This window comes from Pseudomonas sp. RIT357 (genome assembly GCF_000632245.1).
Classification (GTDB): Bacteria; Pseudomonadota; Gammaproteobacteria; order Pseudomonadales; family Pseudomonadaceae; genus Aquipseudomonas; species Aquipseudomonas sivasensis.
In genome coordinates this window covers 1-15,298 of the sequence record NZ_JFYX01000004.1, presented here as the reverse complement: position 1 = coordinate 15,298, position 15,298 = coordinate 1, and the positions used below count along the sequence as shown (strand labels likewise).

Here is a 15,298-nt window from a genome sequence, read left to right as displayed (position 1 = left end):
AGCTAAAGTGGGGATTGAAACAAAACTGTCATGAAATCAGCTTTTTGCGGATGAAAAAAAACGGGACGCAAGCGCCCCGTTTTTTACGACTGGCTCGGGTTATTGACCCGGGATGTCCTTACGCAGTTTCACAGGATCCTGCTGTTTCTTCTTTTTCGCGATGGCGGTGCGCATCTTGATGTTCACCGCTTCTACCGCCAGCGAGAATGCCATGGCGAAGTAGACATAGCCTTTAGGCACATGCACGTCGAAGGATTCGGCGATCAGCACTGTACCCACCACCAGCAGGAACGACAGCGCCAGCATTTTCAGCGACGGGTGCTTGTCGATGAAATCGCTGATGGTGCCGGCAGCCAGCATCATCACCAATACGGCAACCACAATCGCGGCAACCATGACCGGTACGTGGGAGACCATGCCGACGGCGGTGATCACCGAGTCCAGGGAGAACACGATGTCGATGATCGCGATCTGGATGATGGTGTAGATGAACTTGCCACCGGCGCCTTTCGGCTCGTCCTGGGTTTCGTCTTCACCTTCCAGTGCGTGGTACATCTCTTGGGAGCTTTTCCACAGCAGGAACAGGCCACCGAAGAACAGAATCAGATCGCGACCGGAAATGCCTTGGCCAAACACCACAAAAAGGTCGGCAGTCAGTTGCATGACCCACGTGATCGACAGCAGCAACAGGATGCGCGTGACCATGGCCAGCGCCAGGCCGAATATCCGGGTGCGAGCCTGCATATGCTTAGGCATGCGGCTGACCAGGATCGAAATCATGATGATGTTATCGATGCCCAGGACGATCTCTAGGGCCGTCAGGGTGAAGAAGGCAATCCAGATTTCCGGATTGGTCAGCCATTCCATGTGTATTCCTTTGAGCGTGTGTTAGGCCGCACCGGCGTAGGGCCGGCGCAGCTGGGTTGTACGATTATAGAGTGCTGAACAGCGGAAAAATCCCCATCAGCAATGCGGCGAACATTATGCACAGGCACACCAGCACTGCCCACTTCAGGGTGAAGCGCTGATGATCGCCAAATTCGATACCGGCCAGGGCGACCAGCAAGTAGGTCGACGGTACCAGCGGGCTGAGCAAGTGCACCGGTTGGCCAACGATGGAGGCGCGGGCCATTTCCACTGCGGTGATGCCGTAGTGGCTGGCGGCTTCGGCCAGTACTGGCAGTACGCCGTAGTAGAACGCATCGTTGGACATGAAGAAGGTGAACGGCATGCTCACCAGTGCGGTGATAACGGCCAGGTACGGGCCCAAGGCGTCAGGGATGACCGCCAGCAGGCTCTTGGACATCGCATCGACCATGCCGGTGCCCGACAGGATGCCGGTAAAAATACCCGCGGCGAAGATCAGCCCTACCACCGCCAGTACGCTGCCAGCATGGGCGGCGACGCGGTCTTTCTGCTGTTGCAGGCACGGGTAGTTCACGATCATCGCGATACTGAACGCCACCATGAACAGCACCGGCAGCGGCAACAGGCCGGCGATCAGTGTGCACATCAGGGCCAGGGTCAGTGCGCCGTTGAACCAGATCAGCTTCGGACGGCGGGCGTCTGGAAATTGCGACACGCTGATTTCGCTATGGTCGATCTCGTCGCCCTGCAGGTGCAGTTCGCCCAGGCGAGCACGTTCGCGCTTACCGTACATATAGGCGATCGCGAGGATAGCGACGACGCCGGCGGCCATGGCCGGAATCATCGGTACGAAAATATCCGAAGGGTCCACATGCAGCGCACTGGCGGCGCGGGCGGTCGGGCCACCCCAAGGGGTCATGTTCATCACGCCACCGGCGAGAATGATCAAGCCGGCCATGATCCGCGGGCTCATGCCGATGCGCTTGTACAGCGGCAGCATGGCGGCCACGCAGATCATGTAGGTGGTGGCGCCGTCACCGTCCAGGGACACCACCAGGGCCAGTACGGCGGTGCCGACTGAAACCTTCAGCGGGTCGCCTTTGACCATCTTGAGGATCTTGCGCACGGCCGGGTCGAACAGGCCGGAGTCGATCATCAAGGCGAAGTAGAGGATGGCGAACATCAGCATCACGCCGGTTGGCGCGAGCTTGGTGATGCCTTCGAGCATCATCGGGCCGATCTTCGGTGCGAAACCGCCGAACAGCGCGAACAGGATTGGCACGATGATCAGGGCGATCAGCGCAGACAGGCGCTTGGTCATGATCAGGAACATGAACGTGATGACCATGGCAAAGCCAAGGAAAGTCAGCATAGGAATACTCCAGGCGTAGCGCGGCTAGGGAATGGCGAACCGGGATGGGTCAGCGCAGAACGAAAGGCACGAGGCGTACGGGGGGAGTTGGGGCGAACAGGCGGGTACGGACGGACATCGGGAATCACCATTGTTGTTGTAAACAGCCGGTCTTTTGCCGGCAGTGGGGGCGATCCTAGACGTGAAAGCTTTCAGCCAGCTTTCGCTGGCTAAACAGGTGATATGGAAAAGACGCACGGTCTTCAAGGGGGCACAGGTGAAAATGTGGGAGGGGGCTTGCTCCCGATAGCAGAGTGTCAGTCACGGCATGTGCAAGCTGACCCACCGCCATCGGGAGCAAGCCCCCTCCCACATTTGATATGTGTTTATTTCGGCTGCTTCAGGGCAGCTCAAGGCCGCCCGCTGCTTTGTGCAGTTTGCGCAGGTGCTCGCCCACCTGCTTGAGGTTGGCTTCGCATGCGGCGATTTCTGCGGCGCGAGCAGGGTCCAGCAGCGCCCTCACCTCTTTATCCAGCTCGCCGGTCAGCGATTGCAGCTGTTTCTGGCGTTCGGCGCTTTCCGATTCCAGGCGTTTGGCTTCCGACGGTTGTGGCAGGCCGTAGCCGCCGCTGCCGAGCAATTCTGCTGGCCTGCTGAGGAACCCACTGTTGGCGAGGATCTGTTGCAGCGTGGCGTTGGCTTTTTCCATGCCGCCGTTTTTCAGCTCGCGGGCACCGAGATAGCGCTGTTTGACCTCGTCCTGAGCCAGCATCAGCTGCTTGCGAAAGCTTGCCTGTTCCAGCAGCAACAACGCGGCGCTGGTGCGCAGATCGGCCTGGTCGAACCATGGGCGCCGTTGCGCTGCGCTGAGCGATAGCCAATCTTCAACCTGGGTCTGTTTGATCGGCAGGTGTTTGCGCAGCACATCGAACATCGCCTGATAACGCTCGCGGAACGAGTCAAAGTGATAGCCCAGTCGCAGGGCTTCACGTTTGTCATTCAGCACGCTGGTATCGGCCAGGCCGCGGGCTTGTAGCACTTCAAGCAGGCCGTTGGGGGTGATGTTGTCCAGGCCGGTGAGTTGCGGGTTCGCGCTGCCGCTGCGTAACAGCTTCAGGCTTTCGACCGCGCAGTTATTGGACAGGAAGAAGTAGTTTCCGTCGTAGCTCCAGTGCATCTCTGCAGCGTGTTCGACGGTGTCGTTGATCTCTTGTCGTGACAGTCTCAACGGCACGGAAGCCAGGCCGCGCAGCTCGGTCTTGGTGTATTCGTCGATCACCTGGGCCAGCGGAAGTACAAACAGGCGTGACGGGTACTTGCCCACCAGGCCATCCCAACTCGACAGTTGTACGTCACCGACGAACGCGCGGTAGGACAAGACCAGATGCTGGTCCAGGTCCAGCCGGCAATCTGGTCCGCGGGGACGGCCCGGTGCGCAGATCACCAGGCGCAACATGCTGTGGCCCCAGCGGCTGACCAGGTTCTGGTTGGCTTCGGCCAGCAGATAGTCGATTTCATAGACCCGCTCCGGGTCCACGTGGCCCAACGGCGTCTTTGCAAAGTCGTTGCCCGCATTGAGGAACGGGTAGGCCTTGGCGCAGGCATCCTGTTCAGGCGGTGCCCAGCCGAAGTGTTGCTGGTAATAGCGGAACAGTGCGGGGCGTCGGCAGGCGTAGCTTGGATCGAGGAGGAAGTACTCCATGTTGACCGCGACGAACTCCAGCGGGCTGCTGGTTTCGTAGATGTCTGGGCTGCGCACGATCTGGCGGTTGTGCTGCTCGCGCTCACCGCGCCGGCCGACATACTGCGGCCAGCCGGCGAGGTCCAGCAGGCGCGGGTCATCGCTGAGGGTGAAACGGCGTTCATTCTGGCCACGGCATTGATCGGGCAGGCCGATCAGGCCGGTGATGCTGTTCTGGCGGCTGCAGCGCTGGATCAGCGCGCGCTCGTCCTTGGCCCACAGGCGCGCACGGTCATAGATATGGGTCAATTCATGCAGCACGGTGGCGAGCATTTCCCGGCGCACGGTGCCGTGGGGGCGATTGGTTTTCTGGGTGGCGGCGCTGCCATCGGTCAGGGGAGCGAGCAGATTGCGGTTGAGGTCCAGTTCGGACACCAACGAGGCCTGACCATAGGCATTTTCGGGCATCTTGTCGGTCCAGCCGACATCGATGCGTCGGTCCAACTGCTCGATAAAGCGCGGCGGCAGTGAGCGCATCGCTTCATCGAGCAATGCCTGGCTGGCCTGCTGTTCGGCCGGGCTCAAGCCTTCTGTCTTGAGCCGCAGTTGCAGGCTGGCCTGGGCTGCGCTGGCACACAGCAGCACAGTCCCGGCCAGGAGCCAGGCAGCGAGGCGCCTCACAGAGCGAGGATGGCTTCGGCGAGGGTCTGGTCGCTGGCGTCGCGGGCTTCCGGCAGGCGGGTGCGCAGGGTATCGAAGGCGGCTTCCAACTGTGCGCCTCGGATTTCGCCATTGGTGGCGACGAAACTGGCGGCGTCATCGTGAGCTTCGCGCACGACTTTGGAGTCGCGGATGGAGGTGGTGGTGTCCGAGGTGAAATCAATGGTGCGGCCGGAGGCGCGGACAATGATGTTACTGGTGGCCACCAGGGTATGCGCCTGGGCAACGTCGGCCAACAACAGCAGGCCAAGGGTGGCGGCGATCAAAGGGCTACGCATGGAAGAACTCCGAATACAAAGATGGAAACACAAAGATGATTATTGGACGAGAATTGCCTGCGCCAGTTCAAGGTCGCTTGCATGAAGTTTTGGTTGGTTCCGGCGCAGGTAATCCAGTGCCGATTCCAGCCGCGCTCCACGCCATTGGCCGTCAGTGGCGATGAACGCGGCGGCGTCATCCTGAGCGGCCACTACTACTTTGCGGTCGAACGGTGCGGAGGTCACCTTGCTGGTGGCATACGCGCTCGCAACGGTGCTCTGGATGGTCAGGTCAAAGGCCGAAGCCAGTGGCGACCAGCCAGCGAAAAACACGACAGGGACAATTAACAGGCGGTATGAAAAAGCCATGGGACTCGACAACTGAAAACGAGCGCCAAGGCTAGCGCAATGCCCCGGCGAGAGCCAGCGCCGAGGCATTCAAGAGCAACTGGCGCTCGCTCATATCAGGTGCGATCAGATAGCCAGGATGGCTTGAGCCAGCTGTGCGTCAGTCGCGGTATTCAGTTGTGGTGCTTGTTGGCGGATCTGGGCCAAGGCGCTTTCCAGCTTCACACCACGAATGGCTCCTTCGCTGGCGACAAAGCTGGCAGCGTCGTCTCGGGCGGCACGCACGACTTTGTTATCGCGAAGGGACGAAGTGGCATCGGAGGTGGCGTCTGAAGTGGCCTTCAATGCGCCGACGATGGAGTCGGTGGTCACTATAAAGCTGGAGGCATTGGCGTTTGCAGCCAGGACCAACAGGGCGGCGGCGCTGAGCAGGCGAAGACGGGACATGGGGTGACTCCTATAGATGAGCAATAAAGGTGGCGCAGAGACTCGCCGAATGTTGATTGGATATTAGGCCGAGGCTTATCAGTTCGGATAGGTTTTGTGCAGTTCTGAAAACTGTACCTATTGTATTATTTTTTTATTAAACTGTACCTGTTCCTCTAAAAGCATTGCTGGAAACGCACACGCCTAAAACAACAAAGCCCGCCTCCGGTCTCCCGGGGCGGGCTCTGTTTTGACAAATCAGTGCTGGCAGTGGACCCGGTGGGTCAGGGCCAGCGAGCGCTAATTAGCGCCAGAACGGCTTGCTCAGCTCTTCGTAGCGTTGAGCTTCGCTGATACCGGCGTCAGCCAGCAGACGCGAATCCAGACGAGCCAGTTGGTGGCGGCTGGAGATGCGGCGCTGCCACAACATCAGGTTGGCCAGAACGCGCAAAGGCATGGAAGCCTGGGTGTTTACAGCTTTTTCTTCGAAGAACAGTTCGGAACTGAGTGTACGTTCCATGATGACATCCTTCCGCTTATGGCGGCATTAGGTAGTGGTTTAACTGATGCCAATGATCCTCCTCCGGCGCAAGACTCTCTAGATACAGTTCACCTGTATTGTGAGGGGCCAGTTAACTGTTTATAGGTGCTGTACGGTACGAAAATGGGGCAACTGTACTTGTCTGCACTTCAATGGTGCGAAATTAGTAGTTATGGGGATATGCGTAAGATTTTTCTGTCGGAAAAGACCAGTACAGCAGTACAGTTTTATTAAGAAGTGACGATCAGGAAGCCGAGCTGATGAAGGTGTGTTTGCATCAGCCCGGATCTGTATCCATCAAGCATTGAGCATATGCCCGGTTTCTTCCAGGTTAATGTGCCAACTCAGTGCTTCGCGCAGGATGTGTGGGGTGTGTCCGCCGATGGCGCAGGCCGCATTGAAGTAATTGTTCAGCGCATCGCGGTACGCCGGGTGCACACAGTTGTCGATGATCACCCGTGCGCGCTCCCGTGGCGCCAGGCCGCGCAGGTCAGCGAGGCCGACTTCGGTGACAAGGATGTCGACATCATGCTCGGTATGGTCCACATGACTGACCATCGGCACCACGCTGGAAATCGCGCCACCCTTGGCAATTGACTTGGTTACGAAGATCGCCAAGTGCGCGTTACGCGCGAAATCGCCTGAGCCACCAATGCCGTTCATCATCCGCGTGCCGCAGACGTGGGTGGAGTTGACGTTGCCGTAGATGTCGAACTCCAGCGCCGTGTTGATGCCGATAATGCCCAGGCGACGCACCACTTCGGGGTGGTTGGAGATTTCCTGCGGGCGCAGCACCAGCTTGTCCTTGTAGTGCTCCAGATTGCCGAACACATCGGCGTTGCGCCGTTCCGACAGCGTGATCGAGCTGCCCGACGCAAAGCTCAGCTTGCCGGCGTCGATCAGGTCGAAAGTCGAGTCCTGCAGCACTTCGGAATACATCGTCAGGTCTTTGAACGGCGAATCGATCAATCCGCACATCACCGCGTTGGCGATGTTTCCGATACCCGCCTGCAGCGGGCCGAGCTTGTTGGTCATGCGACCGGCATCCACTTCCTGTTTAAGGAAGTGAATCAAGTGATTGGCGATCCCTTGGGTGTCACTGTCAGGAGGTGTAACAGTAGAAGCTGAGTCCGCCTGGTTGGTGATGACAATGGCGACAATCTTTTCCGGCGGGATGGGAATCGCGGTGCTGCCGATGCGGTCGTCGACCTTTACCAGCGGGATCGGCGTGCGAGTCGGGCGGTAGGTTGGGATATAGATGTCGTGCAACCCTTCAAGATTCGGGTTGTGTGCCAGGTTGATCTCGATGATCACCTGCTTGGCGAAAATCGCGAAGCTGGCCGAGTTACCCACGGAGGTGGTGGGCACGATATGCCCTTGTTCGGTGATCGCCACGGCTTCGATCACAGCAATGTCTGGCAGCTTGAGCTGGTTGTTGCGCAGTTGCTCGACGGTTTCCGACAGATGCTGGTCGATAAACATGACTTCGCCGGCATTGATTGCCTTGCGCAGCGTGCTATCGACTTGAAACGGCATGCGTCGTGACAGCACGCCAGCTTCGGTCAGTTGCTTGTCCAGGTCATTACCCAGGCTGGCACCGGTCATTAGGGCGATTTTCAGCGGGGACGTCTTGGCGCGTTCGGCCAGGGCGTGGGGGACGGCCTTGGCTTCACCGGCTCGGGTGAAGCCACTCATGCCGACGGTCATGCCGTCCTCGATCAGTGCGGCGGCGTCTGCCGCGCTCATGACCTTGTTCAACAACGAAGGCAAGCGGATACGATCACGGTACATGAATTGTTATCTCAGGCTACGGAAGCAAGGTGGGCAGTGTAGTGATTTCAAAAAGTTTCGGCCCGCTACCATGGTCGAATGCCGAGTAGTGTTTTAGAGCCTTTGGTCGGGTTTCATGCGGTAATAAAAAACCCCAGCCTATCGCAGGCCGGGGTTTTGAGTATTGCGCTGAAGCAGTGTTACTCGACGGCTTTGACCATGTCTTCGATGACCTTCTTCGCGTCACCGAAGACCATCATGGTCTTGTCCAAGTAGAACAACTCGTTATCCAAACCGGCATACCCGCTGGCCATCGATCGCTTGTTGACGATGATGGTTTTGGCCTTGAAGGCTTCCAGAATCGGCATCCCTGCAATTGGCGAGTTCGGATCGTTCTTCGCGGCCGGGTTGACCACGTCGTTTGCGCCCAGCACCAGGACTACGTCGGCCTGGCCGAATTCCGAGTTGATGTCTTCCATTTCGAACACTTGGTCGTAAGGCACTTCCGCCTCGGCCAGCAGGACGTTCATATGCCCAGGCATGCGGCCTGCCACCGGGTGGATCGCGTACTTCACGGTCACGCCGCGGTGAGTCAGCTTCTCGGTCAGTTCCTTCAGCGCGTGTTGCGCACGTGCCACCGCTAAGCCGTAGCCTGGAACGATGATCACGGTGTCGGCGTTGGTCAGCAGGAAGGTTGCGTCGTCGGCCGAGCCGGACTTCACCGGGCGCGCTTCTTTCGAGCCTGCCGCAGCACCGGCATCCGGCGCATTGCCGAAACCGCCGAGCAGTACATTAAAGAAGGAACGGTTCATCGCCTTGCACATGATGTACGACAGGATCGCGCCGCTGGAGCCCACCAGGGAGCCGGCGATGATCAGCATCGAGTTGTTCAGCGAGAAACCGATACCCGCCGCTGCCCAGCCGGAGTAGCTGTTGAGCATCGACACGACGACCGGCATGTCGGCGCCGCCGATTGGGATGATGATCAGCACGCCCAGCACGAAGGCCAGGGCCAGCATCAGCGCGAAGGCGGTGAGGTTGCCGGTGAACATAAAGGCCAGGCCCAGGCCAAGGGTCAGCAGGCCCAGTACCAGGTTCAGTTTGTGCTGACCGCCGAACTGTACCGGTGCGCCCTGAAACAGGCGGAACTTGTACTTGCCCGACAGTTTGCCGAAGGCGATCACCGAACCCGAGAAGGTGATTGCACCGATAGCAGCGCCGAGGAACAGTTCCAGGCGGTTACCGGCAGGGATTGAATCGCCCAGGTGCTTAACGATGCCCAACGATTGCGGCTCAACCACTGCTGCGACAGCGATAAACACCGCAGCCAGGCCGATCATGCTGTGCATGAAGGCAACCAGCTCCGGCATCTTGGTCATCTCTACGCGCTTGGCCATGATCGAGCCTGCGGTACCACCGACCAACAGGCCGACGATTACGTAGCCGATACCGGCGGTGGCGAGCTCAGCGCCCAGCTTATAGATGAGGCCCACAGTGGTGAGCACCGCCAGCGCCATGCCAAGCATGCCGAACAGGTTGCCGCGTCGCGATGTGGTCGGGTGCGAAAGGCCCTTAAGGGCCTGGATAAAGCAGATCGACGCGATCAGGTAGAGCGTCGTTACCAGATTCATGCTCATTACTTCTGCACCTCTTCTTTCACAGCTTTGGGCGCTTTCTTCTTGAACATCTCAAGCATCCTACGAGTCACCAGGAAGCCGCCGAACACATTGACTGCCGCCAAAGCGACCGCCAGCGTGCCCATGGTCTTGCCCAATGGTGTCACTGTGAGGGCGGCGGCCAGCATGGCGCCGACGATCACAATCGCGGAAATGGCGTTGGTCACCGCCATCAATGGCGTGTGCAGCGCGGGGGTAACGTTCCAGACCACGTGGTAACCGACATAAATCGCCAGCACAAAGATGATCAGGTTGTAGATACCGGGGGAGATAAGCTCTTCCATCGTCTGAATCCCTGCTTAGGCGTTTTTGCGGATGACTTGGCCGTCGCGGCACATCAGGCACGCGGCGACGATGTCGTCTTCGAGGTTGAGTTCAAACTGCCCTTCCTTGTTGAAGACCAGCTTCAGGAAGTCCAGCAGGTTGCGCGCGTACAAGGCTGACGCGTCGGCGGCGACAGCACCGGCGAGATTGGTCGGGCCACAGATGATCACGCCGTTTTCCACGACGGTTTCGTCAGCCACGGTGAGCGGGCAGTTGCCACCTTGGGCGGCGGCGAGGTCGATGACCACCGAGCCAGGCTTCATCTGCGCGACGGTCTCGGCGCTGAGCAGTGTGGGTGCTTTACGCCCGGGAATCAGTGCGGTGGTGATGACGATATCGGCTTGCTTGGCGCGCTCGTGCACGGCCAGGGCCTGGCGCTGCATCCAACTGGTTGGCATCGGGCGTGCGTAACCACCGACGCCGACGGCGCATTCGCGTTCTTCGTCAGTCTCGTAGGGCACGTCGACGAACTTGGCGCCGAGGGATTCAATTTGCTCTTTGACGGCCGGGCGCACGTCAGACGCTTCGATCACTGCGCCCAGGCGTTTCGCCGTGGCAATCGCCTGCAGACCAGCAACACCGGCGCCGAGGATCAGCACGCGCGCGGCTTTGACGGTGCCGGCGGCGGTCATCAGCATCGGCATGAAGCGCGGATAGTGATGAGCAGCCAGCAGTACGGCTTTATAGCCCGCGATGTTGGCCTGAGACGACAACACGTCGAGGCTCTGTGCCCGTGAAGTGCGTGGCGCGGCTTCAAGAGCGAAAGCGGTGATGCCCTTCTCCGCCAGCTTGGCAATGGTTTCGTTGCTGAACGGATTGAGCATGCCCACCAACACGGTGCCGCTTTTGATCAGCGTAAGTTCGCTGTCGCTGGGCGCTACCACCTTGAGGATCAGCTCGGCGCCGAACGCATCGTTGGCACTGCCAATGGTTGCGCCTGCCGTTTCATAGGCACTGTCGACGACACTGGCTTTCAGGCCAGCCCCGCTTTGTACAGTGACCTTATGGCCCTGGCCGATCAGCTTCTTGATGGTTTCCGGGGTGGCAGCCACCCGCGTTTCACCGGTCTGGGTTTCGAGAGGAACACCAATGTGCACGTCAAATCTCCTGCATGATCTTTTTGCTTTTGATCTTTTTGTAAAAAGGCCAGTGCACCGCGAGTGGCGCAACTGGGGCGGCCGATCAGCACGATCCCGCTGAAATGACAGCGGGGCGCGGCATTTTGCAGGCGAACTTTACGGCCTTCAAGGGATTATGACGGGTGACGAAAAATTAACTACAAGTCACCCTGTGACTGATTGTCGCAACATGCTGAAATAACCTCTTTAAATACAGGTAATTAAAGGGCCCTAGGTGATTTTTTGGTGTTTGCCCATGATTGATGTGAATAGTCGGGCATTGGCCTGTTGGAGTCGCTGCAAGCCACTAAAATCATGGTGTTAAGCCCTATTTTTGATGGATAGATACAGTCTGTGAAAATGCGACATATACGTATATCTGTAGGATCAAAAATTAACTGACTACAAAGTCAGTATGAGGGCTTTGGCCTTTAATTGCTGGGGCTATAGCGCTGGGATTGGTCAATGAGCCAGTCCCGAAACGCCTGCAATGAGGCTGATTCGACTTTCCTGTCAGGAATCATCAGGTAATAAGCCTTGGTGCTTGTTAGCGCGTCAGGGTTGGCGATCACCAGTTGATGCTCGTCCAGTTCTCGCTGGATCAGGAACGGTGGGATCAGCGCAATGCCCATGTCGTGCATGGCTGCTTGGGACAGCATCGAGAATAGCTCGTAACGCGGGCCTGTCATGTCGCGCGGGACGTTCAACTGCTGAGCGTTGAACCATTGGCGCCAGGCATACGGACGGGTGGTCTGCTGAAGCAGTGGCAGTTCCCCGATCTCCTGTGGCGTGAAACGCTTGCGGTCACCCAAAAGGCGCGGGCTGCACACGGGGACGGGATTTTCTCCCAGCAGCCGGTGGGACTCGGTGCCGGACCAATCAGCGTCGCCGAAGTAGATCGCCGCGTCGAAGTCGGTATCGGCGAACAGAAAGGGGCGTGTGCGGTTGGTCAGATTTACAGTCACCTCTGGGTGCTGCCGTTGAAAGTCCTTGAGGCGAGGGATCAACCATTGGGTACCAAAGGTGGGTACTACGGCCAACTCGATAGTGTTGGCGCCCTGCTGGCCCATGACTGAAAGGGTGTCGCGTTCCACGGCATCCAGCTGAGTTGCCACTCTGCGGCTGTAGGACAGACCTGCTTCCGTCAGCTTTACCCCACGCCGTGATCGCCGAAATAGCTCGACACTCAAAAACTCCTCAAGGCTGGCTATCTGCCGACAAATGGCACCCTGGGTAATGGAGAGCTCGTGCGCAGCCTTGGTAAAGCTCTCGTGGCGTGCGGCCGCTTCAAAACTGACGAGGGCGGTTGTGCTTGGTATTTTTCTGCGCATGTACCTTGTACTCACATATAAAGCGCGCTTGCGCAGTTTCTGAGTGTTACAGAGTGAGAAATTAGCACAAGGCTATGCCGAAACCTCGTTTGCTCTCCCCGCTCGCTCGGCCTAGGCTCCCCCCACGACATTTGATTTCTTTGCGAGGACTTATTCATGGCTGGCAAGGCAAGCTTTAACTGGATCGATCCGCTACTGCTGGATCAACAGCTCACCGAAGAAGAGCGCATGGTGCGTGACAGTGCTGAGCAATTTGCCCAGGACAAGCTGGCGCCCCGTGTTCTCGAAGCCTTCCGCCATGAAAAAACAGATCCGGCGATTTTCCGTGAAATGGGTGAAACCGGCTTGCTGGGGGCGATGATTCCCGAGCAGTACGGTGGCAGTGGCTTGAACTATGTCAGTTACGGGTTGATTGCGCGTGAAGTTGAGCGCGTCGACTCCGGTTACCGTTCCATGATGAGTGTGCAGTCGTCATTGGTAATGGTGCCTATCAATGAGTTCGGCACCGAAGCGCAAAAGCAGAAGTACTTGCCCAAGCTGGCCTCCGGCGAATGGATTGGCTGTTTTGGTTTGACCGAGCCTAACCACGGCTCTGATCCAGGCGCGATGATTACGCGTGCGCGCAAAGTGGACGGCGGCTACAGCCTTACGGGCGCCAAGATGTGGATCACCAATAGCCCGATTGCAGACGTGTTTGTGGTGTGGGGTAAGGATGACGCCGGTGATATCCGTGGTTTTGTCTTGGAGAAAGGCTGGAAGGGCCTGAGTGCGCCAGCGATTCACGGCAAGGTCGGCCTTCGCGCCTCTATTACTGGTGAGATCGTGATGGACAACGTGTTTGTGCCGGAAGAGAACATTTTCCCGGATGTGCGTGGCTTGAAAGGTCCTTTCACCTGCCTTAACTCGGCGCGCTATGGCATCTCCTGGGGGGCGTTGGGCGCTGCCGAGTTCTGCTGGCACACCGCTCGCCAGTACACGCTTGATCGTCAGCAGTTCGGTCGTCCATTGGCGGCTACCCAACTGATCCAGAAGAAACTGGCGGATATGCAGACCGAGATCACTCTGGCGCTGCAAGGTTGCTTGCGGCTGGGGCGTATGAAGGATGAGGGAACGGCTGCGGTTGAGATTACGTCGATCATGAAGCGCAACTCGTGCGGCAAGTCTTTGGATATCGCTCGTATGGCGCGGGACATGTTGGGTGGCAATGGGATTTCTGACGAGTTCGGGGTGGCGCGTCATTTGGTGAATCTTGAAGTGGTTAACACCTATGAGGGCACGCATGACGTTCACGCCTTGATTCTGGGGCGCGCGCAAACCGGTCTTCAGGCGTTCTATTAATAGGAGAACGGTATGGGCGCGCTTTCGCATCTGCGGGTACTGGATTTGTCGCGAGTGTTGGCGGGCCCTTGGTCCGGACAGATCCTTGCGGATCTTGGGGCTGAGGTGATCAAGGTCGAGCGTCCCGGCAACGGTGACGATACGCGTGCTTGGGGCCCGCCCTTCCTTAAGGATGCTTATGGCGAGAACACCAGTGAGGCGGCGTACTACCTATCCGCTAATCGTAATAAAGAGTCGGTGACTATCGATTTTACGCAACCGGAGGGTCAGCAATTGGTGCGGGACCTGGCGGCCAAGTCCGACATCCTGATCGAGAACTTCAAGGTCGGTGGCCTGGCGGCATATGGGCTGGACTATGAGTCACTCAAGGCCGTTAATCCGGAGTTGATCTATTGCTCCATCACTGGGTTTGGTCAGACCGGACCGTATGCCGGCCGTGCGGGCTACGACTTCATGATCCAGGGGCTGGGCGGGCTGATGAGTCTGACCGGTCGACCGGAGGGTGATGAGGGTGCGGGGCCGGTGAAGGTTGGGGTGGCGTTAACTGACATCCTTACTGGGCTCTACTCGACGGTGGCGATTCTTGCTGCGCTGGCGCATCGCGATCACGACGGTGGCGGTCAGCATATCGATATGGCATTGCTTGATGTGCAGGTGGCGTGTCTGGCTAATCAGGCGATGAATTACCTAACGACAGGGGTGTCCCCAAAGCGTCTGGGTAACGCTCATCCGAATATCGTGCCTTATCAGGACTTCCCTACAGCCGATGGTGATTTCATTCTGACGGTGGGAAATGACAGCCAATTTCGCAAGTTCGCCGAAGTGGCTGGTCAGCCGCAGTGGGCGGATGATCCGCGCTTCTCTACTAATAAGGTACGAGTGGCTAACCGTGCAGAGCTGATTCCGTTGATTCGCCAGGCTACTGTCTTCAAAACGACGGCTGAGTGGGTGTCGCGGCTGGAGCGGGTGGGTGTGCCTTGTGGGCCGATCAATGATTTGGCGCAGGTGTTTGCTGATCCGCAGGTCAAGGCGCGTGGGTTGGCTATGCAGCTACCACATGCGCTGGCGGGGATGGTGCCTCAGGTTGCCAGCCCCATTCGGTTGTCCAAGACGCCTGTGGAGTACCGCAGTGCGCCTCCGCTGTTGGGTGAGCATACAGCTCAGGTACTACAGCGTGTGCTCGGGTTGGGGGCTGCGAATGTGGCTGCTTTAAGGGGGGCAGGTGTTATCTAGATGTTCTGTTCTATATATATAGCGCTCGGTTGACCATTTTTTAATCAATTCTAGCCAATTGATAGATATCGCAAATTAAAAGGTTGACGTGAGATTCTGGGAGCCTATAATTCGCCCCACTTCCGGTGCAGTCGAAACGGAAAACTCCTTGGTAAACAATGAGTTACGCAGTTTTCGGCAGTAGGTTGCTTCAGTTCATCGAAGCCAAAAGGAAGTTGAAAAAGAGGTGTTGACAGCAGCGTGTAACGCTGTAGAATTCGCCTCCCGCTGATGAGAGATCAGAAGCGCAAGTGGTTGAAGTTGTTGAAGAAATCTTC

At 58.0% G+C, this 15,298-nt stretch carries 14 protein-coding genes; 2 read left to right on the top strand and 12 right to left on the bottom strand.

The features are described from left to right. Positions 1–99 precede the first annotated feature (99 nt). The 12 genes from BW43_RS22060 to BW43_RS22115 all read right to left on the bottom strand — a co-directional run bounded on the left by BW43_RS22060 (position 100) and on the right by BW43_RS22115 (position 12,410). Positions 100–867, bottom strand: coding sequence for a TerC family protein (locus tag BW43_RS22060; protein WP_032885024.1), 768 nt, complete (start codon positions 865–867; stop codon positions 100–102). A gap of 64 nt (positions 868–931) precedes the next feature. Beyond that, positions 932–2,239 carry a CitMHS family transporter gene (locus tag BW43_RS22065; RefSeq protein WP_032885023.1) on the bottom strand — a complete coding sequence of 436 codons (1,308 nt, stop codon included), beginning with the start codon at positions 2,237–2,239 and terminating at the stop codon, positions 932–934. Between the two features lie 379 nt (positions 2,240–2,618). Next, the gene (locus tag BW43_RS22070; protein WP_032885021.1) at positions 2,619–4,580 is read right to left on the bottom strand and encodes a DUF4105 domain-containing protein; all 1,962 of its coding nucleotides are present in this window, start codon (positions 4,578–4,580) and stop codon (positions 2,619–2,621) included. After that, entirely contained in the window at positions 4,577–4,897 is a 321-nt protein-coding gene (locus tag BW43_RS22075) for a DUF2388 domain-containing protein (protein ID WP_027608008.1), read from the bottom strand. Before BW43_RS22075 ends, BW43_RS22070 begins: the two co-directional genes overlap by 4 nt. 39 nt (positions 4,898–4,936) lie before the next feature. Continuing rightward, positions 4,937–5,245, bottom strand: a complete 309-nt coding sequence (locus BW43_RS22080; RefSeq protein WP_032885019.1) for a DUF2388 domain-containing protein — start codon at positions 5,243–5,245, stop codon at positions 4,937–4,939. A gap of 105 nt (positions 5,246–5,350) precedes the next feature. Beyond that, on the bottom strand, positions 5,351–5,671 hold the full coding sequence (locus BW43_RS22085) for a DUF2388 domain-containing protein (protein ID WP_032885017.1): 321 nt from the start codon (positions 5,669–5,671) through the stop codon (positions 5,351–5,353). Between the two features lie 283 nt (positions 5,672–5,954). Beyond that, positions 5,955–6,170 carry a DUF1127 domain-containing protein gene (locus BW43_RS22090; RefSeq protein WP_032885015.1) on the bottom strand — a complete coding sequence of 72 codons (216 nt, stop codon included), beginning with the start codon at positions 6,168–6,170 and terminating at the stop codon, positions 5,955–5,957. Between the two features lie 318 nt (positions 6,171–6,488). Further along, complete coding sequence (locus tag BW43_RS22095) at positions 6,489–7,982, bottom strand: acetyl-CoA hydrolase/transferase family protein (protein WP_032885014.1); 1,494 nt, start codon at positions 7,980–7,982, stop codon at positions 6,489–6,491. A 179-nt stretch (positions 7,983–8,161) separates the two neighbouring features. Then, positions 8,162–9,598, bottom strand: a complete 1,437-nt coding sequence (locus tag BW43_RS22100; RefSeq protein WP_032885013.1) for an NAD(P)(+) transhydrogenase (Re/Si-specific) subunit beta — start codon at positions 9,596–9,598, stop codon at positions 8,162–8,164. After that, the gene (locus BW43_RS22105; RefSeq protein ID WP_005783507.1) at positions 9,598–9,921 is read right to left on the bottom strand and encodes an NAD(P) transhydrogenase subunit alpha; all 324 of its coding nucleotides are present in this window, start codon (positions 9,919–9,921) and stop codon (positions 9,598–9,600) included. The genes BW43_RS22100 and BW43_RS22105 overlap by 1 nt, the downstream gene beginning before the upstream one ends. Before the next feature lie 15 nt (positions 9,922–9,936). Further along, entirely contained in the window at positions 9,937–11,058 is a 1,122-nt protein-coding gene (locus BW43_RS22110; protein ID WP_032885012.1) for a Re/Si-specific NAD(P)(+) transhydrogenase subunit alpha, read from the bottom strand. Between the two features lie 452 nt (positions 11,059–11,510). Next, positions 11,511–12,410, bottom strand: coding sequence for a LysR family transcriptional regulator (locus tag BW43_RS22115; RefSeq protein ID WP_032885011.1), 900 nt, complete (start codon positions 12,408–12,410; stop codon positions 11,511–11,513). Positions 12,411–12,566: 156 nt separating this feature from the next. On the opposite strand from BW43_RS22115, the gene BW43_RS22120 reads away from it, so the two are divergent. Both BW43_RS22120 and BW43_RS22125 read left to right on the top strand, forming a co-directional pair. Beyond that, the gene (locus BW43_RS22120; RefSeq protein WP_003187423.1) at positions 12,567–13,748 is read left to right on the top strand and encodes an acyl-CoA dehydrogenase; all 1,182 of its coding nucleotides are present in this window, start codon (positions 12,567–12,569) and stop codon (positions 13,746–13,748) included. Positions 13,749–13,760: 12 nt separating this feature from the next. Further along, positions 13,761–14,981 (top strand): CaiB/BaiF CoA-transferase family protein, encoded by a 1,221-nt coding sequence (locus BW43_RS22125; protein WP_032885010.1) that lies wholly within the window; start codon positions 13,761–13,763, stop codon positions 14,979–14,981. Positions 14,982–15,298 lie beyond the last annotated feature (317 nt).

Excerpts from the sequence above, each read along its gene's own strand:
- BW43_RS22060 (WP_032885024.1), bottom strand. The coding sequence starts at position 867 with ATGGAATGGCTGACCAATCCGGAAATCTGGATTGCCTTCTTCACCCTG.
- BW43_RS22065 (WP_032885023.1), bottom strand. The coding sequence starts at position 2,239 with ATGCTGACTTTCCTTGGCTTTGCCATGGTCATCACGTTCATGTTCCTG.
- BW43_RS22075 (WP_027608008.1), bottom strand. The coding sequence starts at position 4,897 with ATGCGTAGCCCTTTGATCGCCGCCACCCTTGGCCTGCTGTTGTTGGCC.
- BW43_RS22080 (WP_032885019.1), bottom strand. The coding sequence starts at position 5,245 with ATGGCTTTTTCATACCGCCTGTTAATTGTCCCTGTCGTGTTTTTCGCT.
- BW43_RS22085 (WP_032885017.1), bottom strand. The coding sequence starts at position 5,671 with ATGTCCCGTCTTCGCCTGCTCAGCGCCGCCGCCCTGTTGGTCCTGGCT.
- BW43_RS22090 (WP_032885015.1), bottom strand. The coding sequence starts at position 6,170 with ATGGAACGTACACTCAGTTCCGAACTGTTCTTCGAAGAAAAAGCTGTA.
- BW43_RS22095 (WP_032885014.1), bottom strand. The coding sequence starts at position 7,982 with ATGTACCGTGATCGTATCCGCTTGCCTTCGTTGTTGAACAAGGTCATG.
- BW43_RS22100 (WP_032885013.1), bottom strand. The coding sequence starts at position 9,598 with ATGAGCATGAATCTGGTAACGACGCTCTACCTGATCGCGTCGATCTGC.
- BW43_RS22105 (WP_005783507.1), bottom strand. The coding sequence starts at position 9,921 with ATGGAAGAGCTTATCTCCCCCGGTATCTACAACCTGATCATCTTTGTG.
- BW43_RS22115 (WP_032885011.1), bottom strand. The coding sequence starts at position 12,410 with ATGCGCAGAAAAATACCAAGCACAACCGCCCTCGTCAGTTTTGAAGCG.
- BW43_RS22120 (WP_003187423.1), top strand. The coding sequence starts at position 12,567 with ATGGCTGGCAAGGCAAGCTTTAACTGGATCGATCCGCTACTGCTGGAT.
- BW43_RS22125 (WP_032885010.1), top strand. The coding sequence starts at position 13,761 with ATGGGCGCGCTTTCGCATCTGCGGGTACTGGATTTGTCGCGAGTGTTG.